The following is a 14,175-nucleotide window of genomic DNA, read 5'->3' on the forward strand; positions in this document are numbered from 1 at the left end:
TAACCCTTGAAAACCCCCAAGTCCCGGCGCATTTAGTGCCACGTCCGCACTTTGGTGGGCATAACAACGGAGTGAACATGGCCAAGGAAGAACTGCTCGAATTCCCCGGCGTCGTGAAGGAACTCCTGCCTAACGCGACGTTCCTGGTCGAGCTGGAAAACGGCCATACGATCATCGCGCACACGGCAGGCAAGATGCGCAAGAACCGCATCCGTGTTCTGGCAGGCGACAAGGTGCAGGTCGAGATGACCCCCTATGATCTGACCAAGGGTCGGATCAACTACCGCTTCAAGTGACCGCTCTGACCCGGGAAGCCGGGTTGAGGCTCGTGCTCGGCTCCGGCTCGCCAAGGCGGCTGGAGTTTTTGGCGACTCTGGGGATCACCCCGGACGACATTCGCCCCCCTGATATAGACGAAGACCCGCTGCCCGCCGAGAAGCCGCGCGATTACTGCCGCCGCATTGCCCGCAGCAAGGCAGAAGCATTGGTGCTTGCGGATGACGAGGTGGCCTTATGCGCCGACACGACCGTCGCGTTGGGACGCCGTATCTTGGGCAAACCCGCCGATGCTGGCGAGGCCGCGCAGTTCTTGCTGTCGCTGTCAGGTCGTAGACATCGCGTAATTACCGCAATGGCGGTGAAACGTGGCGACCGGATTTGGACCGCTGACGTGGTGACCGCGGTCAAGATGAAAAACCTCTCGGATGAAGAGTTGAACGCCTATCTTGCCACCGACGACTGGCAGGGAAAGGCGGGAGGCTACGCAATCCAAGGACCTGCTGGTGCGTTCATCCCGTGGATACAGGGCTCGTATACGGGGGTCATGGGACTTCCCGTGGCGGAGGCCGCTCAGTTGTTGAAAACCGCAGGATATGAGGCCGTGCGATGAAGGGTACTTTGATTGTCTTGGGCGAACTGGCTGGCCGCGAAGCCGCCGCACGCATGGTGGACGGCGTTCTGGATGATTTGCTGATTGCGCCGGATGATGATGCCCCGCCTGCACCGGGCGCGATTTACCGCGCTGTGGCCGACCGCCCGCTTAAAGGTCAGGGTGGCATGATGATGACCTTGCCCGACAGACAAGCAGCCTTGTTTCGCGGTGCACAGGGCTTGAAGCCCGGCACAACGATGCTGGTGCAGGTGACTTCCTACGCCGAGCCTCACAAGGCAGTACCTGTCACCGACAGGCTGATTTTCAAAGGCCGCAGCGTGATCGTGACACCCGGCGCGAAAGGGCTGAACGTCTCACGCCAAGTCCGCGATGAAGACGTGCGCGAGACGCTGTTAGAAGCCTTGCACCGCTCTCGGGCACCTGAGGCCGGACATGGGGTTATTCTGCGCACTGGCGCGGTTGGTCTGGATGCCGATGATATCGCCGAGGAAGCTGACAGCCTACTCGATCTTGCGGATGCGGTTTTGGCGGATATCGAGGGTGAGCCTGAGCTGCTGGTCGACGCGCAAGGGCCGCATGATCTGGCATGGCGTGACTGGCCGCATTCAGACCAGACCGTTGAAGGCTTCGAGGCCCATGGCGTGTTGGACGCCTTGGCGCTGCTTGACCGTGAAGAGGTGCCACTTGGCCAGGCGTCCATGTTCATCGAGCCGACCCGCGCACTGGTCGCCGTGGATGTAAACACTGGCGGCGACTTTTCACCCGCTGCTGGGCTGAAGGCAAATTTGGCCGTTGCGAAGGCTTTGCCGCGGATGTTGCGACTGCGCGGATTGGGGGGGCAGATCACCCTCGATCTTGCGCCCATGGCCAAGAAGGACCGCAAGCAATTTGAAACGTCTTTGCGCAGCGCGTTCCGTGGCGATCCGATTGAAACCTCGCTGGTTGGCTGGACGCCATTGGGCCATTACGAGTTGCAGCGCAAACGCGAACGTCTGCCGCTACCGAAAGGACTGGCCCAATGAGTTGTCCCATTTGTTCCAAGGAAACCGTCGAGAAATTCCGCCCGTTCTGCTCGAAGCGCTGCGCTGATATTGATCTGGGTCGCTGGATGACGGGCGCTTATGCGCTTCCCAGCGAAGACCCGGTCGATGATGAAGAGTTGATGGAAGAGCTGGAGAAAAAACTGGGTGAGATCGCGTTAGGTGGTCCAGCCGGTGATGGCTCGAAGCCTCACTAACGGCCTGATGCGCCGGAGTTTGTACTTTTCGTGAACTAGGCTATGGACAGCACCAAATCACTAGCCTAAATAGGCCCACGTTCGCAGGTAATCACCCTATGCGAACACCCGGTGCCCGGGTAGCTCAGGGGTAGAGCAGTGGATTGAAAATCCTCGTGTCGGTGGTTCAAATCCGCCCCTGGGCACCACTTTAAATCCCTTATTTTGCGATTGTCAGAAAACCTTATGGCCGTAATCGGTCCCGGTTCTTTGGTCTGCTACTGGGAATCAGACACTGGTGAAACTGATCATTCTTCAGCCTGCAACTCTTGTTCCGGCACGCTTAGCGTTGACCATGTGTCATCGCGTGGCGGCGATGGTGGCGTTGCGCAAGTTCGGGTGTGCATGCTGACCTTCGCGATGAAATGCGCAGATATCGGGGCTGTCACGAACAAGAAGGCCATGATCAGAATTTCATGCACCGACGTTTCGCCCAAGACGAACGAATGGATCATCGAGGCCAATAGCAGCATGCCGATCCCGACAGTTCCAACCTTTGTCGGGGCATGAAGGCGGGTCATGGGGTCGTTGAACTTCAAAAGCCCGATGACACCCACGATGATGAATGCGGACCCGATAAGCAGGCTTATTGCGGTCGCGTAAGTTCCAATGATTTCACCGCTCATTCGATGATGTCCCCCCGCAACAAGAAGCGCGCCAGCGCGACCGTGGAAACAAACCCGAGCATCGCGACAAGCAAGGCAACCTCGAAGTAGATTTGAACGCCTAGGTGAATGCCAAGAACGATGATCAGGCCCAATGCGTTGATGACCATCGTATCAAGGGCAAGGATTCGGTCCCCCGGAGTTGGCCCCAAAACCAGCCGCACCATGGAGAGCAACTGCCCAAGTGCGAGGGCGACAAAGGCGACGACCGATGCCATGTCGAGAATTCCTAGGGCTAGGGTCATTTGAAAATCTCCTTCAGGCGGTTTTGGTATCGCGAGATGATATCGTCGCGAACGGCATCAGGGTCGTCGGTATGCAATACATGCACCAGAAGACTGTTCCCGTGCTCTGACAGGTCCGCCGAAACGGTGCCGGGTGTCAGCGTGATGGTTCCGGCCAACACGGTAATGGCCTCGGGTTGACGCAACTCGAGTGGCACAACGATCCAAGCCGGTTTCAGCTTCGAATTCGGGACGCTCAGGACGATCCAAGCGACCTGCACATTTGCGACCACAATGTCCCACAGCACCATGATGCTGTAAGTCGTCATCTTGCCCAACCGGAACCCTTTGGGGGTGTCAGGCCACCAAACCGATGTTCCCCACGGGATGATAATCCCGAGGATGACGCCAAAGACGATCATTCCCGCGGAGAACTCGTTTTGCAGAAGTGTCCACACCACAACAAGGAGAAGTGTCAGCAGCGGATGCGGGAGCAGCCAATAGAATGCGCGCGCCATATCAGTGGTCCTCCTTGGATGGTATGCTCAGCTTGCCCGGCGTTTCTATCACAGTCGAGATGTAGGGCTCTGGAGCGAAAAGCTGTGAGGCCATGGTTGTGGTATAGGTATGCATCTGCCCCGCAAAGACCGTGTGCGCCACCAGCAGTGAGATAAGCCCGCCAACCGCGACATATGACAGGGCTGCCGGACGCTGATGGACAGGGGCGTCTTCAAGCGCCTCGATACTGTGTGCTTTCCAGAACAGAACGCTGCCCGCACGCGCAAAACCGACGATGCTGATCAAGCTCGACGTCAAAACGATCACCCAGATCCAGACCATGAGATCGGCGTCGTAGGCAGCATTCAAGATAAGCAGCTTACCCAGGAACCCCGACAATGGCGGCAGGCCCGCCATCGCAATCGCGCCTGTGAAAAATAACCCAGCGGTCAGAGCGTTGCCTACGACGGGGGGCTGCGGCGTCAGGTTCAGATCGGCGCGGCCGGTGCGCACAAGGTCCGAGATTAGAAACAGGACCGCGCCTGCCAATGTTGAATGCACAATGTAGTAGAGCGCAGCCGCGATGCCCTCCGGCGTGAACAGTGAAATCGACACCATCACCATGCCCATGGATCCGATCACGGAGAAAGCGATAAGCCGGTCCAGCCGCTTGGCAGCCAGCACGCCCACCATCCCGATGGCCAGCGACAACAGCGCCGCGGGGAGCAACCAAAGGTCGTGCAAACCTGCGGTGACGTCTAAATCCGGCGGAAAAATCATCGTGTAGACGCGGATGATTGCGTAAGCCCCGACCTTCGTCATGATGGCAAAAAGCGCGGCCACGGGGGCGGGTGCCTCGGCATAGCTTGACGGCAGCCAGAAATGCAGCGGTACGAGGGCCGCTTTGATTGCAAAGACCAGCAGCAAAAGAACGGCGGCTATGCGGATGCCTACAGTGTCCTCGGGGCCGATCATAGCGACGCGATTGGCCAGATCGGCCATGTTCAACGTGCCGGTTTCGGCATAGATCGAGCCAAGCGCAAACAGAAAGAGCGTCGAACCGATAAGGTTGAACAGCACGTACTGGACACCGGCGCGCAATCTTTCGTTGCCACCTGCGTGGATCATCAGGCCGTAAGACGCGATCAGCAACACTTCGAAAAAGACGAAGAGGTTGAAGAGGTCTCCGGTCAGGAACGCGCCCATGATGCCCATCAGCTGGAACTGGAACAGCGCGTGGAAATGTCGCCCGCGGTTATCCCAGCCAGAGCCAATCGCATACAGCAGCACGAAAAGCGCCAGCACTGCTGTCAGGAGAATCATCAGCGTCGACAGCCGGTCGGCCACCAGCACGATACCGAAAGGAGCGGCCCAATCGCTGAGCTGGTAAAGCACAATGGTGCCGTCGGACACCTGAAAGGCCAACCCGGCTGCTATGCCGATCAGGGCCAGTACGCCAGCAATCGACAGGGTCCGCTGGATGCCGATGTGATACCGCGCCGCCAATACAATAAACGGTGCAAGCAAAGCGGGCAGGACGATGGGGGCGATGATCCAATGATTCATGATGTACCCTCCGCCTTGTCGTCGGCGTCGTCGATTGGATCGTCGACATGGTCATCGTCGGACCCTAAAAACGCGCCAAGTCCGATCATCACCACGACGGCGGTCATCCCAAAGGAAATGACGATGGCGGTCAGCACCAAAGCCTGTGGCAGTGGATCGGTATAGACGGACACTCCATCGCTGAGGATAGGAGGTGCGCCGACGGTCAGGCGGCCGGAAGAGAACAGGAACACGTTCACAGCATAGGTCAGCAGCGATATTCCCAAGATCACCGGAAAGGTCCGCAGGCGAAGCATCAAATAGATGCCACCAGCAGTCATTACACCAATGGCGGAGGCAACCAGAAATTCCATGTCAGCTCCCCTCCTGTGCAGGTTTCGCGCCAATCTGGAGTGGATTTTCCCGCGAGGGGTCGATGTCCATCGGGTGCTCGCTGTCAGGCACATGCGCGCGCCGCGCAAGGCGCGAGAAACTTTCCAGCGATAGCATTACGGCACCGACAACCGCCAGAAACACGCCAAGATCAAAGAGCGCTGCTGTCGCCAGTTCGAACTTCTCAAAGGGCGGGATACGGACATAGGTGAAGTCCGACGTCAGGAAGGGCTTACCGACAAACCATGAGCCGATGCCGGTAAAACCGGCAATCAACACACCTGCACCGATCACGCCATGATAGGGGTAGCGCAGCCGTGCCGAAGTCCACGCAAAACCGCTGGCCATGTATTGCATCACGACACCAATCGAGACGATGAGACCCGCGATAAAGCCGCCTCCCGGCTCGTTGTGTCCGCGCCAGAAGATGTAGAACCCGACCAAGAGTACCACCGGCATGATCACGCGGGTCAGGACCACCATCATCATCGGATGCACGTCGCCAGCGCGGGGCTGATCGGGCAAGCGGTTCAGAAGCCGCGCACGCACGGGGCCACCAAGCAAGGTTTCCGTCAGCGCATAGATCAGAAGCGCAGCGATACCCAGAACGATGATTTCGCCATATGTGTCAAACCCCCGAAAATCGACGAGGATCACGTTGACCACATTGGTCCCACCGCCGCCTTTGTAGGAGTTGGCCAGGTGAAACTCCGAAATCGGGGTGCCGACCGCGTCGCGCAAAAGATAGTAATAAGCCAGCGCAAAGGTCGCCAGCCCGCCCGCAATTGCCAGCCCCGCATCGCGCACGCGGCGCAGAACCGAGCTTTCAATCGGGGTGCGGTTGGGCAAGAAGTTGAGCGCCAGCAGCATCAAGATGATCGTGACGACCTCGACAGTAAACTGGGTCATGGCCAGATCGGGCGCGCTAAAGAAGACGAACCCGACAGAGACCATCAGCCCGACGATGCCAATCAGGATCAGCGACAAAAAACGATTGCGGTGCATCAACACCATACCGCAGGTCGCCGCGACCAACATCAACCAACCCGCGATGAGGACCGGATCGGCAGGCTGCACCATGCGGGTGGCAGTCCCGACTGATCCGGTACTCCAGGCGTGGAAACCCGCAGCGAGTATCGTCACGGCGGCGACAGCCGCATAGCGCGTAAACGCACCGTTGTGCAAAGGCAGAATGACTTGTTGAGACCCCCTGACGACAGCATTGATAACGGTATCGAAGATTGCCTTGGCTTCGGGTCTTGGGGTGGTGTCCCAAAGGCGCAGGGCGGGGGTGAAAACGGCGATCATCAGTAAGCCGCCGACAACGGCTATCATCGACATGAAGAGGGCCGGAACTAGCCCGTGCCAGATTTTGAAGTAAGCCTTTGGCACCTCTGTCGCGTCACCAAGAACGGATGCGGTGACCAGTTTCACGAAAGGCTCGGCCAGGAAAGGCGCAACACCGATTACCACGACCAGCACCACCAAAATCGCGGGTGGCATCCAAAGGCCTGCCTCCGGATCATGGGGCTTGGCGGGGTAGTCATCACGCACCGGACCCAAGAACACATGCCCGATCAACCGGAAACAGTAGGCCGCGGACAGAAGCGATCCGAATGTCGCCAGTGCGGGAACCAGCCAAGGTATTCCAAACAGCACAGTGTGGTTTGCCTCTTCCAGCATCATTTCTTTTGACAAGAACCCGTTGAGCAGCGGAATACCCGCCATCGACAGCGCCGCAAGGGACGCGATCATGAATGTGACAGGCATCAGCTTTCGCAAGCCCCCGAGGCGGCGAATGTCGCGGGTATGGGCTTCGTGGTCGATGATCCCGGCTGACATAAAAAGTGCGGCTTTGAAGGTCGCGTGGTTGAGGATGTGGAACACCGCAGCCATCGCGCCAAAAGCGGTGCCTGTGCCCAATAGCATGGTGATCAGACCAAGGTGGCTGACCGTCGAGAAGGCCAGAAGCGCCTTCAAATCATGCTTGAACAGCGCGATCAGCGCGCCCAGCACCATGGTGACCAATCCGGCGGTGGTGACAATCATGAACCATTCGGGCGTGCCGGAAAGGACGGGCCACATCCGCGCCATCAGGAATATCCCTGCCTTCACCATCGTCGCCGAGTGCAGATACGCCGATACCGGCGTCGGTGCGGCCATAGCGTGCGGCAACCAGAAATGGAACGGGAACTGGGCCGATTTGGTGAAGCAGCCCAGCAATATCAGGATCAAAGCCGGGACATAAAGCGGGTCGGCCTGAATAAGGTCACGGTTCTCAAGGATCACACTCAGGTCGTAGCTGCCGACGATCTGGCCCAAAATCAGCATGCCACCAATCATCGCCAGACCGCCCATGCCCGTGACGGTCAAAGCCATTCGCGCGCCTTGCCGACCCTCGGGCAGGTGCTTCCAATAGCCGATGAGCAGGAATGATGACAGCGATGTCAGTTCCCAGAAAACCAACAAAAGCAGGATGTTGTCGCTCAGAACGATGCCGACCATCGCGCCTTGGAACAGCAGAAGATAGGTGAAGAACTCGCCCATATTGTCATCGCGGCTGAGATAGTTCCGCGCATAAGCGATAATCAACAGGCCTATTCCCAAGATTAACAGCGCAAAGAAAAACCCAAGCCCGTCCAGCATCAACGTGAAGTTCAACCCAAGCGACGGTATCCAGTCGACCCGTGCCGTCACGACTTCTCCGGCCAGAACCATGGGCAAATTTGTCAGCAAACCTATGAAGGCGGCCAGTGAGACGGCAAAGGTGACGCCTGCACAGGCTGAACGCCCCGCGGAATTCATGAGGCCCGGCAAAAGTGCGCCTAAGAAGGGAAGTGCAACGATAATGAAAAGGGACACGGGAACTCCAGAAAGGATCAATTATGTAACTTGCACAAAGCTGGTCAGGATTCGCAAGAGCACGAAAGCGATTATCCGCCTGATCAAGAGTACCGCGCCTTTAGTCAGATAGTGTTTCAACTCCGATACGTCGCTTGCGCTCGCCCAGCATCAACATCGCAGGCGTTACCACCAGAGTGAGTATGGTGGCGATAACCAGCCCTCCCGCAATGGCGGAGGACAGTTCTGTCCACCATTGGGTCGAGGGCGCTCCGTACACGATGTTTCTGGTAAAGAAATTCAGGTTTACGCCAATAACCATCGGCATGAGGCCCAGAGCGGTCGTCACGGATGTCAGGATCACTGGACGCAAGCGCTGCGCCCCCGTGCGCAAAGCCGCTTCCAAGGGGGACTGCCCGGACGCTTTTAGGTCGTTGTAGGTGTCGATCAGCACGATGTTGTTGTTCACAACAATCCCCGCCAGCGCGATGACCCCGATACCGCCCATCACGACGCCGAAGGGACGGCCGGTAATGATCAGACCCAGCAAAACGCCAGCGATCGAAAAAACGATTGCGCTCATCACCACGAAGGCTTGGAAAAAGCTGTTGAACTGCAAAACAAGAATAACAAACATCAAGAAGATGGCCGAGATAAACGCACCGATCAGGAACGCCATGCTTTCTGCCTGGTCTTCTGCCTCACCTGCAAAGCTGAATTTTACGCCCTCGGGAAGGTCCGCGGCTTCTAGCGATGCCGTCAACGCGCGCACCTGATCATTGACCAAAACGTCCGGCGCGACGTTGGCCTCTATCGTGGTAACGCGCTTTTCGTCGATGCGGCGGATGACGCCCGTGCGCTCCGATGGCTCGAAGGTCACGAAATTCGAAATCGGGACAAGACCAGCCGATGTCGGAACGCGCAAGTTGCCAAGCTCGGCAAGAGAGCGCTCCTCTCGTGGGAAGCGCACGCGAATATCCAAAGACCCGTCGACATCGTCAGGCCGGTAATCGGCGATGGTAATCCCTTGTGTAAGCAGTTGCACAGCTTGCCCCAGAAGGCTGACATCTGCGCCAAAACGCGCGGCTTCGGCGCGATTGACAAGGATCGACACCTCTACGCCCGGCAGGGGCCGCGTGTCGGTGACATCGGTGAAGCCACCCTGCTTGTCCATCAAGGCACGAATTTGTTCGACCGCAATAGTTTGCGTCTCGGGGCTGCGGGCGGTGATTTGCAGATTGATCGGCTTGCCCGTAGACGGGCCGCCGCTTTCGGTTTGAACCTGCACGTCGATACCCGCGATATCGGCAACGCTGTTGCGAATGTCGACGCCGATTTCGGCGGCTGGGCGGCGGGTGTCCCATGCCGTCAGTTCAAGTTGCAGCGTGCCGATTGTTTCCTCATCGCCCTGACCTGCGCTCATGGTGGAGCGGGCGTAAATGCTGGCAATCTCGTCATAGCCCAGAATGCGTTCTTCGACGGCGCGCACCAAGGCGTCGCGCTCGAAAATCGAAAAGTTATCGCGTGCGCGCACCTGGACTTGCATGAAGTCAGGCTCAACTGACGGGAAGAAGCTGATGCCCTTGCCGAATTGACCGTAAAGGCTGAATCCGCCCAATAGCAAAGCCAGCGCCAATAGCAGTGTTGTCAGAGGGCGCAGGATCGCCCATTCCAAGATTTTTATATATGCGCCAGTGGCGCCTCTGATATCGCGCGGGTCACCAAATTCCGCCGCATGTAGTGCGGCTTTTGCCGTTGCGGTTTGAGGCTGGCGTTTGCCGATCAGGCCGCCGACGACAGGAATAAAAACCAATGCCATGAACAGCGATGCGAACAATGTCAGGATCACTGTGATTGGCAGAAACTTCATGAACTCACCCACCATCCCCGACCAGAAGAGCAGGGGGAAGAACACACTGAGGGTGGTCGCCGTGGATGCGATGATCGGCCATGACATGCGTTTGGCGGCGAAGGCATAGGCCTCCTTGGCGGACGCGCCTTCTTGCAAGCGCCGGTCGGCGAGTTCGGTGGTTACGATCGCACCATCCACAAGCATACCGACCACAAGGATGAGCGAGAACAAGACGACGATGTTCATCGTGTAGCCCATTGTCCATAGCGCAATGACACCAGCAAGAAACGCACCGGGAATTGCCAGACCAACAAGAATCGCAGACCGCAACCCGAGGGCGAGAACGATGACGATCATCACAAGGATCACGGCGGCTATCACGTTAGCTTCCAAATCGCTCAGCAGGTCTTTGACCTGTTTGCTTTGGTCTTGAAGGTAGGTGACTTCAACATTCTCGGGCCAATCCGCGCTCAAGCGGTCCACAAGCGTCTGAACTTCGGCAACGGTGTCGATGATATTCGCGCCGGAGCGTTTCTTCACTTCCAGAGCGAGCGCAGGCTGCCCGTTGATCCGCGCGAAGGACGTCGGGTCTTCAAACGTGCGCCGGATGGTGGCGACATCGCCAAAGGTGACGACGGTATTGCCACGCACCAAGACGGGCATGGACATTACGTCCTCCAGCCCTTCGATGAGGCCCGGGACCTTCAACACGATACGGCCTGCGCCGGTCTCGATTGCGCCAGCGGCAATCAGGCGGTTGTTGCGTTGGATCTGGCCGATCAACTCGTCAAAGGACAGGTTGTAGGTTTGGAAAACGGTGGGGTCGATCAGGACTTCCAGAAACTCGAACCGCTGTCCGCCGATATCAACCTCCAGAACGCCGCTGAGACCTTCGATTTCTTCTTGCAGCGTTTCTGCAAGATTGTTGAGCGTGCGCTCCGGAACCGGACCGGACAGGATCGCTGTGATAATCGGGAATAGAGCCGTGTTTATTTCTGTGATCTTAACGTCATAGGCGTCGTCGGGCAGGTCGCCTTCGGCGCGGTCAGCAGCTTCGCGCACTTTGTCCAGCGCGCTCTCACTGTCAAAGCCGGGGCTGAACTCCAACTGAATGCTGGCGAAGCCTTCGGAGGCTTCCGACTTGAGACTTTCAAGCCCGCTGATGGAGGCGAATTCGGTCTCTAACGGTTCCAACAACAAGCGTTCCGCGTCGCTGGGGCTGATACCATCCAGCCCGGTTGAGACATAGAACAGCGGCAGCGGAACCTCGGGGTTGGCTTCCTTTGGAATGGATACATAGGCATAGGCGCCCACGGTCAGTACCATCACCAATGCCATGACCACGACCCGCGCGCGTGAGAACGCGGCGTTGATAATCGCGTTCATCGGGTTGGTTCCTCAGGCCGTGGATTAACGGTTTCGCCCTCGCTAACGAACCCTTGTCCCACTGTAATGACGTCGGCCTTGTCAGGCAGACCCGTGACCCAGATGCCCTCGATTTGAGCGCGGACAACCTGGATGGGATGGAATTCGACGGTCATGTCTTCGGCTACGGTTTTCACACCAAGCTCCCCGCGTTCACTAAGCGACACGATTGACGGTGACAGGAAATGGGCGGTAACCTCTCCGGTGGGTATTTGGACGTTGGCAGAAATGCCAGCAGGGATTGCACCGTCTTCGTTTGGCACTTCAATTTCGGCAAGGAAGGTACGCGTCTGCGAGGAAGCGGAAGTGCCGACGAAGGAAACCGTGCCGCTGCGCTCTTCCCCGGTAATGAACTTAACCGTCGCGGATTGGCCGTTTTTGATGCGGGTTAGGGATTGCTGCGGGACCTGTATCGTAACGGTCAGTGGCGTGTTGTCCACCATGCGCCCGATTGCCGAGCCTGCGGATACAAACTCGCCGGGGTCTAGATCCAGTGTTTCGATCCGGCCATCGAACGGGGCGGTGATCACAAGGTTTTTGGAGGCCTCCAGCGCGTCAGCGACCTGCGCTTGCGCCGATGCCAACGCGGCACGTGCCTGCGCGACGCGATCAGCGGTCGCAACGCCCCGTTGCAGCAACGCTTCGGCGTTATCGAATTCACGTTGGGCGCGGGCGAGTTCTTCGTTCGCGCGATTGATCTCGGCCTTGTTTGTGGTCGCATCCAGTCGGGCGATGATGGCACCAGCCTCTACATTCTGGCCTTTCGTGACGAGCACTTCGGCGACGTCACCGGAAACCTCTGCACGCAACTCGGTGTCGCGGTCGGGTATCGCTTGGCCTTCGGCTTGGTAGTACTGGGTCACGCTTTCTGCGACGGAAGGTTTGACGGCGACCGCAATCGGCTTGGGCGCCTCTCGCTTTGGAGCGGCGGTTGGCTCAGTGGACGGGAAAATGAAACCGCTGCCCATCCAGGCTACGATAACCACCACTAGGGCCGTTGCAATCCAAGTGGAACGGGACGCGCCCTCGTCATCCTGGAACTCCAGCGCTTTTGCGTCTTGGGCCGTGTTGGTCATGGTTTAATCCTTCCGAGCAGCAAACTGCTGGTGTGTTCTGAGCGGGTCTGTTGAGGAGCTTCGGTGAATACCTAAATTGTTGTGTTGCTTACAAACTCGTTTAAGCAATTCTGGTATCATACATGGATCGAAATCCTTCTTTAACACTCGATTAGAGCGCGCTTTGCTTATACGTCAAGGGTCTTCAGTTTGAGCTGAACATTCAGACGTAACGTTTCTTTACGTTGGATTTTTCAGAAATGCGTTCCAGAAATCCCCGTGAAATTGCGATAGAGCACCCGAACGTCCGAAGGTGGCTTCCGGTTCCCGCGCTGCGTGACGGTCAACCACCAGACGTCGAAAACGTCAGACGTCAAAGCGCCCCTGTTCGGTGTTCTTGGTCAAGGCGGCAGCCTCGAAAACGCGGCCGTTCATCACACCATAAACCCCGTTTTGCATCACTTGAGCGGCGATGATCGCACCGCCCATGTTAAATGGCCCGTCAGAAAAACTCAGAGAATGCGGGCGCATTGCGCCTGTGAGTACGATGGTTTTTCCTGAAACACGCTCCGATATCCACCTTGCGCTCTGGCTCATTGTTCCGGTGCCGTGGGTGACCACAATTGCGGGCTCAGGTGTTGCAAGGATGGCTTCTACGATTGCAGTTCGATCGTCGTCATCGAAGTCGAGACTGTCCTTCAGCATCAGCAGCTGAACGGTCGGGAAATGGCAGCGGGCGAGGGATAGAATTTCCGGGATATGAGTGGCCTTGTCCTTCGAGAACGCCAGCGCCTCGGAGGCAGGGTCATGGACTTTGTCGATAGTCCCACCGGTCACGATGATCCGAACATCTTTCATACCGTAATTTCTCCGTTGGAATTTCAGCGCCCGGCGCTAATCGCGAAGCGAACGCGGTTGTGCAAAGATCTGCCAAAGGGGGCGGCTACCGCAACCCGTTGCGTGCGATATAGACCGCAAGATCAAGGATCACCTGACCCCGCGCTGCGGCGATAGCCTGCGGTCCACCCAACGGGTCAAACGGTACCGCAAGCTCAAACAGGCCAGAGCGTTCGCGCCCACCATCCGGAACGCCAACGAAAAACTGACCGGACGCACGGAACTGACCGTTCGCACCGGCGATGAGGCTTTCAAAACGAACCTCCAAACGGGCATCCGGAAAGGCTTCGAACGGCCATGGCTCGGAGGCAATACGCGCACCGGTCAGACGCGCAAGATTGCGGGTCAACTCCAAGGCAACCGCCCGCTCGGGGCTGTCGGCCCATAGAATGGCCGAGTCAGTCACAAGCTTGCCGTCTAGATCCTCGATGGCGATCTCGTTGGCACCGGCATAGGCCGGTAACGAGACGTCGCGCACCTCGACCGCACGAAAGGCGATACGTTGCTTTTGCTCAACTTGCGGCGGGGTGACCGGATAAAGGTCGGGCGTCGCCCCGCAGGCAGCAAGCGCGAAAGCGGTCCCGACAAGGATCGGCTTTAGTCCAGTCATAA

14 protein-coding genes and 1 tRNA gene are annotated in these 14,175 nt (G+C 57.8%); 5 read left to right on the top strand and 10 right to left on the bottom strand.

Features of this window, described 5'->3' with window-relative positions; translation table 11 throughout:
- The first annotated feature begins 77 nt into the window (after positions 1-77).
- From infA to BDE40_RS01695, 5 genes are all read left to right on the top strand, one after another.
- Positions 78-296: a translation initiation factor IF-1 gene (infA, locus tag BDE40_RS01675; protein ID WP_008186030.1), complete on the top strand. Its 219-nt coding sequence runs from the start codon at positions 78-80 to the stop codon at positions 294-296.
- Between the two features lie 23 nt (positions 297-319).
- A complete protein-coding gene (locus BDE40_RS01680) occupies positions 320-889 on the top strand; it encodes a Maf family protein (protein ID WP_134013733.1) in 570 nt (189 codons plus the stop codon).
- A complete protein-coding gene (locus tag BDE40_RS01685) occupies positions 886-1,914 on the top strand; it encodes a ribonuclease E/G (protein ID WP_134012236.1) in 1,029 nt (342 codons plus the stop codon). Before BDE40_RS01680 ends, BDE40_RS01685 begins: the two co-directional genes overlap by 4 nt.
- Positions 1,911-2,129: a DNA gyrase inhibitor YacG gene (locus tag BDE40_RS01690; protein WP_134012238.1), complete on the top strand. Its 219-nt coding sequence runs from the start codon at positions 1,911-1,913 to the stop codon at positions 2,127-2,129. The genes BDE40_RS01685 and BDE40_RS01690 overlap by 4 nt, the downstream gene beginning before the upstream one ends.
- Positions 2,130-2,242: 113 nt before the next feature.
- Positions 2,243-2,317: transfer RNA gene (locus tag BDE40_RS01695), tRNA-Phe, on the top strand.
- Between the two features lie 99 nt (positions 2,318-2,416).
- On the opposite strand, the gene mnhG is transcribed toward BDE40_RS01695, so the two are convergent.
- The 10 genes from mnhG to BDE40_RS01745 all read right to left on the bottom strand — a co-directional run bounded on the left by mnhG (position 2,417) and on the right by BDE40_RS01745 (position 14,173).
- On the bottom strand, positions 2,417-2,794 hold the full coding sequence (gene mnhG / locus BDE40_RS01700; RefSeq protein WP_134012240.1) for a monovalent cation/H(+) antiporter subunit G: 378 nt from the start codon (positions 2,792-2,794) through the stop codon (positions 2,417-2,419).
- Positions 2,791-3,078: a K+/H+ antiporter subunit F gene (locus BDE40_RS01705; RefSeq protein WP_134012242.1), complete on the bottom strand. Its 288-nt coding sequence runs from the start codon at positions 3,076-3,078 to the stop codon at positions 2,791-2,793. Before BDE40_RS01705 ends, mnhG begins: the two co-directional genes overlap by 4 nt.
- Positions 3,075-3,575: a Na+/H+ antiporter subunit E gene (locus tag BDE40_RS01710; RefSeq protein WP_134012244.1), complete on the bottom strand. Its 501-nt coding sequence runs from the start codon at positions 3,573-3,575 to the stop codon at positions 3,075-3,077. Before BDE40_RS01710 ends, BDE40_RS01705 begins: the two co-directional genes overlap by 4 nt.
- 1 nt (position 3,576) lies before the next feature.
- Entirely contained in the window at positions 3,577-5,121 is a 1,545-nt protein-coding gene (locus BDE40_RS01715) for a monovalent cation/H+ antiporter subunit D (protein ID WP_134012246.1), read from the bottom strand.
- Positions 5,118-5,474 carry a Na+/H+ antiporter subunit C gene (locus BDE40_RS01720; protein ID WP_134012249.1) on the bottom strand — a complete coding sequence of 119 codons (357 nt, stop codon included), beginning with the start codon at positions 5,472-5,474 and terminating at the stop codon, positions 5,118-5,120. The genes BDE40_RS01715 and BDE40_RS01720 overlap by 4 nt, the downstream gene beginning before the upstream one ends.
- A 1-nt stretch (position 5,475) precedes the next feature.
- Positions 5,476-8,355, bottom strand: a complete 2,880-nt coding sequence (locus tag BDE40_RS01725; protein WP_134012251.1) for a monovalent cation/H+ antiporter subunit A — start codon at positions 8,353-8,355, stop codon at positions 5,476-5,478.
- Between the two features lie 100 nt (positions 8,356-8,455).
- The gene (locus BDE40_RS01730) at positions 8,456-11,572 is read right to left on the bottom strand and encodes an efflux RND transporter permease subunit (protein ID WP_134012253.1); all 3,117 of its coding nucleotides are present in this window, start codon (positions 11,570-11,572) and stop codon (positions 8,456-8,458) included.
- Entirely contained in the window at positions 11,569-12,687 is a 1,119-nt protein-coding gene (locus tag BDE40_RS01735; RefSeq protein WP_134012255.1) for an efflux RND transporter periplasmic adaptor subunit, read from the bottom strand. Before BDE40_RS01735 ends, BDE40_RS01730 begins: the two co-directional genes overlap by 4 nt.
- A gap of 345 nt (positions 12,688-13,032) precedes the next feature.
- Positions 13,033-13,524 (bottom strand): asparaginase domain-containing protein, encoded by a 492-nt coding sequence (locus tag BDE40_RS01740; protein ID WP_134012257.1) that lies wholly within the window; start codon positions 13,522-13,524, stop codon positions 13,033-13,035.
- An 85-nt stretch (positions 13,525-13,609) separates the two neighbouring features.
- The gene (locus BDE40_RS01745) at positions 13,610-14,173 is read right to left on the bottom strand and encodes a PqiC family protein (RefSeq protein ID WP_134012259.1); all 564 of its coding nucleotides are present in this window, start codon (positions 14,171-14,173) and stop codon (positions 13,610-13,612) included.
- Between the last annotated feature and the right edge of the window lie 2 nt (positions 14,174-14,175).

The sequence above is a fragment of the Litoreibacter halocynthiae genome (assembly GCF_004365635.1).
GTDB lineage: Bacteria > Pseudomonadota > Alphaproteobacteria > Rhodobacterales > Rhodobacteraceae > Litoreibacter > Litoreibacter halocynthiae.

What these genes read in the sequence shown, in the direction of transcription:
- infA (WP_008186030.1), top strand. Translation starts at nt 78, where the DNA reads ATGGCCAAGGAAGAACTGCTCGAATTCCCCGGCGTCGTGAAGGAACTC.
- BDE40_RS01685 (WP_134012236.1), top strand. Translation starts at nt 886, where the DNA reads ATGAAGGGTACTTTGATTGTCTTGGGCGAACTGGCTGGCCGCGAAGCC.
- BDE40_RS01690 (WP_134012238.1), top strand. Translation starts at nt 1,911, where the DNA reads ATGAGTTGTCCCATTTGTTCCAAGGAAACCGTCGAGAAATTCCGCCCG.
- mnhG (WP_134012240.1), bottom strand. Translation starts at nt 2,794, where the DNA reads ATGAGCGGTGAAATCATTGGAACTTACGCGACCGCAATAAGCCTGCTT.
- BDE40_RS01705 (WP_134012242.1), bottom strand. Translation starts at nt 3,078, where the DNA reads ATGACCCTAGCCCTAGGAATTCTCGACATGGCATCGGTCGTCGCCTTT.
- BDE40_RS01710 (WP_134012244.1), bottom strand. Translation starts at nt 3,575, where the DNA reads ATGGCGCGCGCATTCTATTGGCTGCTCCCGCATCCGCTGCTGACACTT.
- BDE40_RS01715 (WP_134012246.1), bottom strand. Translation starts at nt 5,121, where the DNA reads ATGAATCATTGGATCATCGCCCCCATCGTCCTGCCCGCTTTGCTTGCA.
- BDE40_RS01720 (WP_134012249.1), bottom strand. Translation starts at nt 5,474, where the DNA reads ATGGAATTTCTGGTTGCCTCCGCCATTGGTGTAATGACTGCTGGTGGC.
- BDE40_RS01730 (WP_134012253.1), bottom strand. Translation starts at nt 11,572, where the DNA reads ATGAACGCGATTATCAACGCCGCGTTCTCACGCGCGCGGGTCGTGGTC.
- BDE40_RS01735 (WP_134012255.1), bottom strand. Translation starts at nt 12,687, where the DNA reads ATGACCAACACGGCCCAAGACGCAAAAGCGCTGGAGTTCCAGGATGAC.
- BDE40_RS01740 (WP_134012257.1), bottom strand. Translation starts at nt 13,524, where the DNA reads ATGAAAGATGTTCGGATCATCGTGACCGGTGGGACTATCGACAAAGTC.
- BDE40_RS01745 (WP_134012259.1), bottom strand. Translation starts at nt 14,173, where the DNA reads ATGACTGGACTAAAGCCGATCCTTGTCGGGACCGCTTTCGCGCTTGCT.